Annotated in this window: 5 protein-coding genes and 2 pseudogenes; 4 read left to right on the forward strand and 3 right to left on the reverse strand. The window is 67.4% G+C overall.

The annotated features are described in order from the left end of the window. Positions 1-504 (forward strand): annotated as a pseudogene (gene plsY / locus OR16_RS32560) (glycerol-3-phosphate 1-O-acyltransferase PlsY); the annotation flags it as partial. Positions 505-571: 67 nt separating this feature from the next. Here the strand turns inward: plsY and OR16_RS32565 are convergent. The 3 genes from OR16_RS32565 to OR16_RS32575 all read right to left on the reverse strand — a co-directional run bounded on the left by OR16_RS32565 (position 572) and on the right by OR16_RS32575 (position 3,074). After that, on the reverse strand, positions 572-865 hold the full coding sequence (locus tag OR16_RS32565; RefSeq protein ID WP_006163019.1) for a GYD domain-containing protein: 294 nt from the start codon (positions 863-865) through the stop codon (positions 572-574). Positions 866-1,068: 203 nt separating this feature from the next. Beyond that, positions 1,069-2,346 (reverse strand): ATP-binding protein, encoded by a 1,278-nt coding sequence (locus OR16_RS32570; protein ID WP_006163021.1) that lies wholly within the window; start codon positions 2,344-2,346, stop codon positions 1,069-1,071. After that, complete coding sequence (locus OR16_RS32575) at positions 2,343-3,074, reverse strand: response regulator (RefSeq protein WP_006163022.1); 732 nt, start codon at positions 3,072-3,074, stop codon at positions 2,343-2,345. The genes OR16_RS32570 and OR16_RS32575 overlap by 4 nt, the downstream gene beginning before the upstream one ends. A 331-nt stretch (positions 3,075-3,405) precedes the next feature. Here OR16_RS32575 and OR16_RS32580 point away from each other — a divergent pair, with 331 nt between their 5' ends. From OR16_RS32580 to OR16_RS32595, 3 genes and pseudogenes are all read left to right on the forward strand, one after another. Beyond that, positions 3,406-4,851, forward strand: coding sequence for an MdtA/MuxA family multidrug efflux RND transporter periplasmic adaptor subunit (locus OR16_RS32580; protein WP_006163023.1), 1,446 nt, complete (start codon positions 3,406-3,408; stop codon positions 4,849-4,851). A gap of 9 nt (positions 4,852-4,860) precedes the next feature. Next, positions 4,861-10,925, forward strand: a pseudogene (locus tag OR16_RS48550) (MdtB/MuxB family multidrug efflux RND transporter permease subunit). A gap of 9 nt (positions 10,926-10,934) precedes the next feature. After that, on the forward strand, positions 10,935-12,494 hold the full coding sequence (locus tag OR16_RS32595) for an efflux transporter outer membrane subunit (RefSeq protein WP_100228023.1): 1,560 nt from the start codon (positions 10,935-10,937) through the stop codon (positions 12,492-12,494). Positions 12,495-12,708 lie beyond the last annotated feature (214 nt).

Consider the following 12,708-nt stretch of genomic DNA (forward strand, 5'->3'; position numbering starts at 1 on the left):
CAACCCAGGCGCCACCAACGTGCTGCGCAGCGCACAGAAGGCCGCTATCCTGACGTTGATCGGCGATGCCTTGAAGGGCTGGCTGGCGTCTGGCTGGCGCAGCGCTTCGGCCCGGCGTACGGCGTCGACGACACGGGCTTCGCGCTGGTGGCGGTAGCGGTGTTCCTGGGCCACCTGTTCCCCGTGTTCTTCCGCTTCGCGGGCGGCAAGGGCGTGGCCACCGCGGCCGGCATCCTGTTTGCCATCGACCCGCTGCTGGGCGCGGGCACGATGGCTACCTGGCTGATCGTTGCCTTCTTCTTCCGCTACTCGTCGCTGGCGGCGCTGGTGTCGGCGGTCTTTGCGCCCTTCTTCTATGTCCTGATGTCGGGCGTGGACGTGATCGCCGGCGCGGTATTCGCGATCAGCGTGCTGTTGGTGGTGCGCCATCGCGCCAACATCGAAAAGCTGCTGGCCGGCAAGGAAAGCCGTATCGGCGAGAAGAAAAAAGCCCCGGGCGCCTGAACGGCGAGCCGGACAAAAAAAAGCCCGCACGATGAAGCGGGCTTTTTTATGCCGGCATGGCAAGTGGTCACGGCAGCTTGCTGAGGATGCCGCTCATCTCGTCAGCGGAGAAGGCACGCAGCGTCTGGCTGCGGACATTGCCCGCCATGCCCAGGGCCAGGCCGAATGCGGTCATGGTGGCATCGTCGGGCGCGGTAAAGGTCGCTACCAGGTCATATTGCCCAAGCGTCCAGAAAATATCCTTCATTTCAATACCGCTTGCCTTCGCCATTTCGCGAACAGCCGCGGCGCGCTTGGTTGTGTCCTTGACGGTACGGATTCCCTGGTCGGTGAAGTTTAGAAGGGTGACGAAAGTCGCCATGATGCGTCTCCTGATCAACTGGATTGGCGCTACGCGTTGCCAAAGCGCATAGAGCAACTACGCGCAGCAAGCTGCGTACCACGCGAGCCCGCATATGGCCCACGCAGCCATGGCGTCGGCGGGCAGCCCCCGCGCGAGGGTAAACCGCCCGAATGTGTTACAGATTTGATACGCGCCGGGATGCTGCCGTGCGCAGCCCGGGCTCAGGCGGCTTGTGCCAGCGCGGCGAACGGAAACACCATTTCCACCCGCAGCCCCCCCTCGTCCCGATTTGCCAGCACCAGCCGGCCGCCCGCCTGGCGCACCAGCCGGTCGACGATGGCCAGGCCCAGGCCCGAATGCGCATTGCCGCCGCGCGCCGGATCCAGCCGCACGAACGGCAGGGTGACCTTTTCCATGGCCTCCGGCGGAATGCCTTCGCCGTGGTCTTCCACCACCATATGCCAGCCATCGGCCTGGCGAGAGGTGCTGAGCAGCACCGGCGCCGCCCCATAGGCATAGGCGTTATCGACCAGGTTGCCGACGATGCGGTCGAGCTGGGTGGCGATCATGCGAAAGCCCTCGCCCGCCATCAGCGAGACTTCCACCGACTTGTCCTGCTCAGCCAGCGAGGCGGCCAGCTCGCCGATGCGGCGATCGACCTGCACCGGCCGCGCCGCGGGCTCGCCGCTCTGGGCAAAGGTCAAGAACTGCTCGACGATGGCCGACATGGATTCCACGTCGCGCGTGACGCCGGCCGCCGCCTTGGGGTCGGCCAGCATCTCGGCGCGCAGCCGCAGCCGCGCCAGGGGCGTCTTGAGATCATGGGCGATGCCTGCAAGCATCGTATTGCGCTCCTGGTCGATGCGGGTCAGGTCGGCCATCATGCGGTTGAAGCGCACGATCAGCTGGCGCAACTCGTGCGGGCCGCGCTCGCGCAGCGGCTTGACGGTGTGCTGGCGCGACAGCTGCTCGGCCGCCGCGGCCATGTCGCGCACCGGGCGCTGGATCTGCCAGGCAATCAGCAAGGCCACGGCCATGGCTACGCCGACCACCAGGATCACGCCGGGCAGCAGGCGGTTATCCGGCGGCGGGTTGACTACCCACAACGCCGGCATCGCGATCCAGTCCTGCCGATGCGGCAGCTTGACCCAGATGCGCGTGGTCTGTTCTTCCTCGAGCCGTACCTGGGTACCCGGGGGCATGCGCTGCGCGAACTGTTCGACCAGCCGGCGCGCCCGGCCCTTGGCCGCGACGGTATGCTCGGCCGCGCTGGCCTCGCTCGCCACCTCCACCAGGCTTGGCAGCTTGACCGGCGGCTGCGCGGCAAGCGCGCGCTGGATGCTATCGAACTGGAACATCATCTGCTCGACGGAGTAATCCACCTGCTGCTGGCGGCGATCCATGCGCAGGATGGCGAGCCAGGAGAAATGGCTCAGCACCAGCACCGCCGCGATCAGCAGCGCGATGCGTCCGAACAGCGTATCGATGCGCAGCTTCATTGGGCTATGTCTTCGGCTTCGTCGGGCACGAAGGTATATCCGCGCCCTCGCACCGTCTGGATGTAGCGGGGACGCTGGGCGTCTTCGTCGAGCAGGCGGCGCAGGCGCCAGATCTGGACGTCGATGCCGCGGTCGCTGATGCCGCTCGCGGTGCCGTACATCAGCTCCACGATGCGTTCGCGCGATAACACCTCAAGCGGATGCATCAAAAGCAACTTGAGCAGCGCAAACTCGGTATCGCTGATCGCCACCGGGTCACCGGAGCGCGCCAGCGAGCGCTGGCGAAAATTGACACGGAACGGCCCGAAGGCCATGCCCTCGCGGTCTTCCGGCGCGGACGCCGGGCGGGCCAGCTTGCGGCGCAGCACGGCATTGATCCGGGCCAGCAGCTCGCGCGGCGAAAACGGCTTGCCGAGATAATCGTCCGCGCCGATCTCCAGGCCGACGATGCGGTCGATCTCGTCGCTGCGCGCGGTCAGCAGGATCACGGGAATGTCATCGTTCTTGGCGCGCAGGTTGCGCAACGCCGTCAGGCCATCCACCTTGGGCATCATCAGGTCGAGCACGATCAGGGCGGGGCGTTCGCGCTCCAGGCGAGCCTGCAAGCCCTCGCCATCATGCAGCACGGACACGGCAAAGCCCTGCTGGGAGAGGTATTCGCGCAGCAGGTCGCGGAGTTCGGGATCGTCGTCGACGACGAGGATTTGGGTAGGCTGATTGACTCGCATAGGCAGATGATAGCTAGGCTGGGCGCGGCAATCCGGGCGAATTGTTTCAGGGCATTACACCCAGCCCGTTGGTAATGATCTGTAAGAATCGCTGCCCGCGCTGAAACATGGGGAGCATCAAGGCGCATTATGCTTCGCTTATGTTGCCGTTGCCGGCTGTCGCCGGTCAGGACGGCCCCCGCCCGACGCCGCCCGGCCAGCGCGTAATTGCGCATGAGTCCACGTGCTGCCAGCGGCACGTGCCGACGGCGTTACGGCATACTTCTGCCTCTCATACCCCGAAAATCGTTCAAACGCGTCGTTGTTGACGCGTCGCTCCCAGGATCCGGTCATGGCCAACCCCGAAGAACATCAACCGGCTAAGCTGCCACCGCCGCCCAAGGCTGCCTCGCGCCGCCGCAAACTGATCGCTACCGCGCTGATCCTCCTCTTGGCCGGCGGCGGCTGGTATTGGTACAAGCATCGTACGCCCGCCCCCGGCGCCCCGGGCGCGGCCGGGGCTGGCGGTGCTTCCGGTGCCGCGGCCGGCCGCGGCGGCCCGGGCGGCCCCGGTGGTCCCGGCGGCCAGCGCTCGCCGGTGGTGGTCAGCACCGTGGCCCAGCGTAATATGGACGTCATCCTCAACGGCCTGGGCAATGTCACGCCCGTGGCCAATGTGACCGTGCGGGTCCAGGTGTCGGGGCCCCTGCTCAAGGTCCTGTTCAAGGAGGGCCAGATGGTCAAGGCCGGCGACGTGCTCGCCGAGATTGACCCCCGTCCGTTCCAGGCCACGCTGGACCAGGCCGTGGGCACGCTGGCGCGAGATCGCGCCTTGCTGGAAAACGCCCGCCTGGACCAGAAACGCTACCGCACCCTGCTCGGCCAGGACTCCATCTCCAGCCAGCAGGTCGATACCCAGGACGCCCTGGTGCGCCAGTATGAAGGCGTGGTCAAGACCGACCAGGCCAACGTGGACAGCGCCCGCCTGCAACTGGGCTACACCCGTATCGTGGCGCCAGCCTCTGGCCGCATCGGCCTGCGCCAGGTCGACCCGGGCAATATCGTCAACACCAGCGACACCAACGGCATTGCCCTGATCACCCAGATCCAGCCGATCGCGGTGCTCTACACCATACCGGAAGACAACCTGCCGTCGGTGCTCAAGCGCCTGCACGCGGGCGAGACCATTCCCGTCCAGGCCTGGGACCGCCAGGCGCGCAACCGCCTGGCCGAGGGCACGCTGCTGACCACCGACAACCAGATCGACACCACCACCGGCACGGTCAAGCTCAAGGCGATCTTCCAGAATCAGGATGGGCTGCTATTCCCGAACCAGTTCGTCAACATGCGCACCCGCGTGGACACGATCGAGGATGCTACCGTGGTACCCGTGGCGGCCATCCAGCGCGGCCAGCAAGGCACTTTTGTCTATGTGGTGGACGACAGCAGCAAGGTCAAGGTCCAGGTCGTCGCGCTCGGCCCGAGCGACGGCGAGCGCACTGTGGTGACCAAGGGCCTGCAGCCCGGCCAGCGCGTGGTGACCGACGGCGCCGACCGGCTCAAGGAAGGCATGACGGTGGAAACCGTGGACCCGGCGGCGCGCGCCGCCGCGCTGGTACCGGCCAGCGCGCCGCGCGCACGCGGACGGCGCCGCGACGGTGGCGCCTCCGGCGTGCCGGGTGCCTCCGGCGTGCACGGCGAAGGACGGCGCCAGCGCGACGGCGCCAGCGCGGCAGCAACGGATGGCGGTGGCAGCACCAGCGCCACCGCGGGCGCGGTGCCCCAGCGGCCGCAGTAAGGACCCAGCATGAATCCCTCACGCCTGTTCATCGAGCGGCCGGTCGCCACCGCGCTGCTGATGGTCGCCATCCTGCTGTCGGGCCTGGTGGCCTTCCGGCTGCTGCCGCTCTCGGCGCTGCCGGAGGTCGACTACCCGACCATCCAGGTCACCACGCTGTATCCGGGCGCCAGCCCGGACGTGATGACCTCGTCCATCACGGCGCCGCTGGAGCGCCAGTTCGGCCAGATGCCGGGCTTGAAGCAGATGTCGTCCTCGTCCTCGGGCGGCGCCTCGGTGATCACGCTGCAGTTCGAGCTGACGCTGTCGCTGGACGTGGCCGAGCAAGAGGTGCAGGCCGCCATCAACGCCGGCGGCAACCTGCTGCCGGCGGACCTGCCGATGCCGCCGGTGTACAGCAAGGTCAACCCGGCCGACGCGCCGATCATGACGCTGGCCATGACATCCGACACCATGCCGCTGCCCAAGCTGCAGGACATGGTGGACACGCGTGTCGCGCAAAAGATCTCGCAGCTGCAGGGCGTGGGGCTGGTGAGCATCAGCGGCGGGCAGCGCCCGGCGGTGCGCATCCAGGCCAACCCGACCGCGCTGGCCGCGCTCGGCATGTCGATCGACGACCTGCGCACGGCGATCGGCAGCGCCAACGTCAACGGCGCCAAGGGCAGCTTCGACGGCCCCGCGCGCGCCTCCACCATCGACGCCAACGACCAGCTCAAGTCCGCCGACGAGTACCGCCAGATCATCGTCGGCTACCAGAACGGCGCGCCGATCCGCATCACCGATGTGGCCAACATTGTCGACGGGCCCGAGAACAGCCGCCTGGCGGCCTGGGCCAATGACAAGCCGGCCATCGTGCTGAGCATCCAGCGCCAACCCGGCGCCAATGTGATCGAAGTGGTCGACCGCATCAAGGCCCTGCTGCCGCAATTGCAGAACGCGCTGCCGGCCTCGGTCAAGGTGCAGTTGCTGACCGATCGCACCACCACCATCCGCGCCTCGGTGCGCGACGTGGAGTTCGAGCTGCTGCTGGCGGTCGCGCTGGTGGTGATGGTGATCTTCGTCTTCCTGCGTAATGTGCCCGCCACCATCATCCCGGGCGTGGCGGTGCCGCTGTCGCTGGTGGGCACCTTCGGGGTGATGTACCTGGCGGGCTTCTCGATCAACAACCTGACGCTGATGGCGCTGACCATTGCCACCGGCTTCGTGGTGGACGATGCGATCGTGATGATCGAGAACATCATGCGCTACATCGAGAAGGGCGATTCGCCCATGGAGGCGGCGCTCAAGGGATCCAAGCAGATTGGCTTCACCATCATCTCGCTGACGTTCTCGCTGGTGGCCGTGCTGATCCCGCTGCTGTTCATGGGCGATGTGGTGGGGCGCTTGTTCCGCGAGTTCGCCATCACGCTGGCGGTATCGATCCTGATCTCGGCGGTGGTCTCGCTGACGCTCACGCCGATGATGTGCGCGCGCCTGCTGCACCATGTTCCCGAAGAGAAGCTCTCGCGTTTCCACCGAGCCACCGGGCGCTTCTTCGACAACGTGATCGCCAGCTACGGGCGCGCCCTGGACTGGGTGCTGGACCGCCAGAAGATCACCTTGCTGGTCGCCGTAGGCACCATGGTGCTGACCGTGTTGCTGTACATGCTAGTGCCCAAGGGCTTCTTCCCGGTGCAGGACACCGGCGTGATCCAGGGCATTACCGAGGCGTCCCAGACCACCTCTTTCCCCGCCATGGCGGCGAAGCAGCAGGCGGTGGCCAAGGTGGTGCTGGAAGACCCGGCGGTGGAAAGCCTGTCCTCCTTCATCGGGGTCGACGGCACCAATACCACGCTCAACGCCGGGCGCCTCTTGATCAACCTGAAGCCCAAGGACCAGCGCAGCGACTCCATCGAGGACGTGACCCGCCGCCTGCAGGCCGCGGTCGACAAGCTCGGCGGTGTTTCGCTCTACACCCAGCCGGTGCAGGACCTGACCATCGAGGACCGCGTATCGCGCACGCAATACCAGTTCACCGTGCAGGACCCGGACCCGGCCACGCTGGCCACCTGGGTGCCCAGACTGGTCGAGCGCCTGAAGCAGGAGCCGGAGCTGCGCGACGTGGCCAGCGACCAGCAGAACAACGGCCTGCGCGCCTATGTGGATATCGACCGCGACGCCGCGGCGCGTTTCGGCATCACCACCGCGGTGATCGACAGCGCGCTGTACAGCGCCTTCGGCCAGCGCCTGGTGTCGACCATCTTCACGCAGTCGAGCCAGTACCGCGTGGTGCTGGAGGCCATGCCGCAGTTCCGCACCGACCCGCAGTCGCTGGCGGAGCTGCGCCTGCCCTCCTCCTCCGGCGGGCAGGTACCGCTGGGCGCGTTCGCGCGCATCAGCGAGCGCACCGGCCCGCTGGTGATCAACCACCAGGGCCAGTTCCCCTCGGCCACCATCTCGTTCAACCTGGCCTCCGGCGAATCGCTCGGCGCCGCTGTCGACAAGATCACCAAGGTGGAACAGGAAATCGGGCTGCCGATCTCGATGCAGACCGACTTCCAGGGTGCCGCGCTGGCCTTCCGCGCTTCGCTGTCCAACACGCTGTGGCTGATCCTGGCCGCGGTGATCACGATGTACATCGTGCTGGGCGTGCTCTATGAGAGCACCATCCATCCGGTGACCATCCTCTCCACGCTGCCCTCGGCCGGCGTCGGCGCACTGCTGGCGCTGCTGGTGTCGGGCCAGGACCTGGGCATCATTGCGATCATCGGCATCATCCTCCTGATCGGTATCGTCAAGAAGAACGCCATCATGATGATCGACTTCGCGCTGGAGGCCGAGCGCGAAGGCGGCATGGCGCCGCGCAAGGCGATCTTCGAGGCCTGCCTGCTGCGCTTCCGCCGCCGCTGCCGCAGGTGGATTTCCCCACCATCTCGGTGTCCGCCTCGCTGCCCGGCGCCAGCCCCGAGACCATGGCCGCCACCGTGGCCACGCCGCTGGAGCGCGCCCTGGGCGCCATCGCCGGCGTGACGGAGATCACCTCCAGCAGTTCGCTGGGCTCGACCCGTATCACGATGCAGTTCGAGCTCTCGCGCGACATCGACGGCGCCGCGCGCGACGTGCAGGCCGCCATCAACGCCTCGCGCGCCACGCTGCCTACCAGCCTGCCGAGCAACCCGACATACCGCAAGGTCAACCCGGCCGATGCGCCAATCATGATCATCGCGCTGACCTCGCCCACCATGACGCGCGGCCAGCTCTACGATGCGGCCTCGACCATCCTGGCGCAGAAGATGTCGCAGATCGAGGGCGTGGGCCAGGTCACCATCGGCGGCTCGTCGCTGCCGGCGGTGCGGGTGGAGCTCAACCCTACGGCGCTCAACAAGTACGGCATCTCGCTGGAGGATGTGCGCAACACCATCAGCGCCACCAACGCCAACCGTCCGCTCGGCTCGCTCGAGAACGCCACCACCAACTGGCAGGTCTACGCCAACGACCAGGCCATGAAAGCGGTGGACTACATGCCGCTGATCGTCCGCTACGCCACGCCGGGCACTTTCTCGTCGGCCTCGGCCGGCGCGCTGATCGCCAGCACCGCCAACGCCACGGCAGGGGGTGGCGTCAGCATCAAGACCGTCAACGGCGTTACCACCACCACGCTGACCACCAGCAGCGGTACCACCACCATTTCCACCGGCGCCACCGGCGGCAACGCCACCAGCCGCGGCCCGAACGCCTTTTCGGTGCCGGTGCGGCTGGCCGACGTGGCCAATGTGACCGACTCGGTGCAGGACATCCGCAACGCCGGCTCCGCCAACGGCCAGCCCTCGGTGCTGCTGGTGCTCAACCGCTCGCCCGGCGCCAACATCATCGAGACGGTGGACCGCGTCACCGAGATGCTGCCGTCCCTGCAGCAGATGATCCCGTCCGCCATCAAGATGGAAGTGATGATGGACCGCACCCCCACCATCCGCGGCTCGCTGCGCGAGGTGGAGCGCACGCTGATGATCTCGGTGGCGCTGGTGATCATGGTGGTGTTCCTGTTCCTGCGCAATGTGCGCGCCACGCTGATTCCGAGCGTGGCGGTGCCGGTGTCGCTGATCGGCACGTTCTCGGTGATGTACCTGGCCGGCTTCTCGCTCAACAACCTGTCGCTGATGGCGCTCACCGTCGCCACCGGCTTCGTGGTGGATGACGCCATCGTGGTGCTGGAGAACATCTCGCGGCACATCGAGGAAGGCATGAAGCCGCTCGAAGCCGCGCTCAAGGGCTCGCGCGAGGTGGGCTTCACGGTGCTGTCGATGAGCTTGTCGCTGATCGCGGTGTTTATCCCGTTGCTGATGATGGGCGGCATCGTCGGGCGCCTGTTCCAGGAGTTCGCCATCACCTTGTCGGTGTCGATCCTGGTGTCGCTGGTGGTCTCGCTGACGGCCACGCCAATGATGTGCGCGCGCCTGCTCAAGCCGGTACGCCCCGAGAAGCAGGGCCGTTTCTACCGCGCCAGCGAGCGCGTGTTCACCTGGATGCACGACGGGTACTCGCGCACGCTGGCGGTGGCGCTGCGCCACAGTACGCTGGTGTGGCTGGTGCTGCTGGCCACCATTGGCCTCAATGTCTGGCTCTACACGATCGTGCCCAAGGGCTTCTTCCCGCAGCAGGATACCGGGCGCCTGATCGGCTTTATCCGTGCCGACCAGGCCACCTCGTTCCAGGCCATGCGCCCCAAGCTGGACAACTTCATCAAGATCGTGCAATCCGACCCGGCGGTGGTCAATGTCACCGGTTTCACCGGCGGCTCGCAACGCAATACCGGCCAGATGTTCGTCACGCTCAAGCCGCTGTCCGAGCGCGATTCCGCCGACGCCGTGGTGGCGCGCCTGCGTGTCAAGCTCGCCAAGGAGCCCGGCGCGAGCCTGTTCCTGACCTCGGTGCAGGACATCCGCATTGGCGGGCGCCAGAGCAGCTCGGCCTACCAGTTCACGCTGCAGTCGGACGATCTCGACGTATTGCGCGAGTGGGAGCCCAAGGTGCGCGCGGCCATCTCCAACCTCAAGGGGCTGGAAGACGTCGACACCGACACCAACGACAAGGGCTTGCAGACCTCGGTGATCATCGACCGCGACACCGCATCGAAGCTCGGCGTCACCGCGCAGCAGATCGACGCGGTGCTCAACGATGCCTTCGGCCAGCGCCTGGTGTCCACCATCTACAATCCGCTCAACCAGTACCGGGTGGTGATGGAGCTCAGCCCGGAGTACCTGCAGGGCCCGCATGCGCTCCAGGACATCTATGTGGTCACCGGCGGCGGCAAGCGGGTGCCGCTGTCAGCCTTCGCGCACTTCGCCCCCACCAGCACGCCGCTGGGCGTCAACCACCAGGGCCAGTTCGCGGCCTCCACCATCTCCTTCAACCTGGCCGAGGGCGTCTCGCTATCGCAGGCCACGGACATGGTCAAGGATGCGATGGCGCGCATCGGCGTGCCGGAGACGCTGCAGGCCAACTTCCAGGGCAGCGCCAAGGCCTTCCAGGATTCGCTCAAGAGCCAGCCGCTGCTGATCCTGGCCGCGCTGATCACCATCTATATCGTGCTCGGCATGCTGTACGAGAGCTATGTGCATCCGCTTACCATCTTGTCGACGCTGCCGTCGGCCGGCGTGGGCGCGCTGCTGGCGCTGCTGGCCTCGGGCACGGATTTCAGCATCATCGCGCTGATCGGCGTGATCCTGCTGATCGGCATCGTCAAGAAGAACGCCATCATGATGATCGACTTCGCCATCGATGCCGAGCGGCGCGAGGGCCTGTCGCCGCGCGACGCCATTTACCGCGCCTGCCTGCTGCGCTTCCGCCCGATCCTGATGACCACCATGGCGGCCCTGCTGGGCGCGATCCCCCTGGCGATCGGCCACGGCGACGGCGCCGAGCTGCGCGCGCCACTGGGCATCTCCATCGTCGGCGGGCTGGTGGTCAGCCAGTTGCTGACGCTGTACACGACGCCCGTGGTCTACCTGACGCTGGACCGCTGGCGCCTGAAGGTGAAAGCCTGGCGCCAGCGCCGTTCGGCCGTGCCTGCGGCCACGGCCAGCCTCGAACCCTGAATGCGATCCATGAACGCCTTTCCCCGCTTCCCTACCCTCTCATTCCCTGCGCCCGCGCTGACGGTGGCCTGCGCCCTGCTGCTGGCCGGCTGTGCCGTGGGGCCCGATTACAAGCGCCCCGATGCGCCGTCCTCGCCGGCCTTCAAGGAGGCACCGGCCGACAGCTCGCAGTGGGGCGAGTGGAAGCCGGCCGAGCCGCAGGACACCAGCGCGCGCAGCAACTGGTGGGCGGTGTTCAGCGATCCGGCACTCGACACGCTGATGTCGCAGGTGCAGGTATCCAACCAGAACATCAAGGCCGCCGAGGCGCAGTACCGGCAAGCGCTGGCCGCGCTGCAATCGGCGCGCGCCGGCTACTTCCCCACGGTCGGGCTGAAGCGCGCGGACAGCGGCAGCGGCCTGATCGGCAACAGCCAGAACGCCACGCTGTCAGCCAGCTGGGAGATCGATGTGTGGGGCCGCGTGCGCAGGCAGGTGGAAAGCAGCGAAGCCAGCGCGCAGGCCAGCCAGTCCGACCTGGCCTCGACCTTGCTGTCGACCCAGGCCACGCTGGCGCAGAGCTATTTCCTGCTGCGCATCGCCGACCAGCAGAAGGCCTTGCTTGACCGCACGGTAGTCGACTACGAGAAATCCCTGCAACTGGTTCGCAACCAGTACGCGGCCGGCACCGCCCAGCGCTCGGATGTGCTGCAATCCGAGACCCAGCTCAAGTCCGCGCAGGCGCAGCAGATCGATATCCAGATCACGCGCGCGCAGCTCGAGCACGCCATCGCCATCCTGACCGGCAAGCCGCCGGCCGACCTCACCATCACGCCACAGGACTATGCCGCCGCCGTGCCGCGCGTGCCCGTCGCGGTGCCGTCGGCGCTGCTTGAGCGCCGGCCCGATATCGGCGCGGCCGAGCGCCGCATGGCCGCGGCCAACGCGCAGATAGGCGTGGCGCAGGCAGCTTATTACCCGACGCTGTCGCTGTCGGCCACCGGCGGCCTTTCCGCCGCCACGCTGGCGCGCTGGCTGTCGCTGCCGGACCGCGTGTGGTCGATCGGCCCGGCGCTGGCCGGCACGCTGTTCGACGGCGGCCTGCGCAGCGCGGCCAAGGCGCAGGCGGTGGCGGCCTACGACCAGACCGTGGCCAACTACCGCCAGACGGTGCTCTCGGCGTTCCAGGAGGTCGAGGACAACCTGGCCGGCGCGCGCCTGCTTGAGCAGGAAGGCGCGGTGCAGAGCGATGCGCTGCGTTCGGCGCGCGATGCGCTGGCCCTGGTCAACAACCGTTACCGCGCTGGCACTGCCAGCCTGCTGGACGTACTGACCGCGCAGACCACCGCCTATACCGCGGAGCGCACCTACCTGACCATCGTGGGCCGCCAGTACACGACCAGCGCGGTGCTGATCAAGGCGCTGGGCGGCGGGTGGCATATCGAGACGGAGAATGCCTCGAACCCGGCGCCGGTGGCACCAGGCAGCGTACCGGACGCACCGGCCGCACCGGCCCCGAGCGCCATGCCGCCGCCCGCCAGGACGCAAGGCGCCGCGCCGGTAGCCGCAAGCGTATCTGCGCAGCGGTAGCCAGCGCGGCCCTCCAGCCGCCCTACGCCGGCGGAAAAACTCACCCGCGCCAGGAGGCCTTTGCCACCCGCGCCGTCCAGCAGCGCCAGCGTGGCGTCGTGCGCGGCGGCAATATCGCGCACGATGGTGAGGCCAAGTCCGGAACCGCCCGGGTTGGCCTCACCGGCCGCCCGCAAACCCGCGGCCTTGCCGCGGTAAAACGGCTCCAGCACCT

This window comes from Cupriavidus basilensis OR16 (assembly GCF_000243095.1).
GTDB lineage: Bacteria > Pseudomonadota > Gammaproteobacteria > Burkholderiales > Burkholderiaceae > Cupriavidus > Cupriavidus basilensis_D.

Bases quoted from the DNA above. Each gene is read 5' to 3' on its own strand.
- OR16_RS32580 (WP_006163023.1), top strand. From the start codon at position 3,406: ATGGCCAACCCCGAAGAACATCAACCGGCTAAGCTGCCACCGCCGCCC.
- OR16_RS32565 (WP_006163019.1), bottom strand. From the start codon at position 865: ATGGCGACTTTCGTCACCCTTCTAAACTTCACCGACCAGGGAATCCGT.
- OR16_RS32575 (WP_006163022.1), bottom strand. From the start codon at position 3,074: ATGCGAGTCAATCAGCCTACCCAAATCCTCGTCGTCGACGACGATCCC.
- OR16_RS32570 (WP_006163021.1), bottom strand. From the start codon at position 2,346: ATGAAGCTGCGCATCGATACGCTGTTCGGACGCATCGCGCTGCTGATC.
- OR16_RS32595 (WP_100228023.1), top strand. From the start codon at position 10,935: ATGAACGCCTTTCCCCGCTTCCCTACCCTCTCATTCCCTGCGCCCGCG.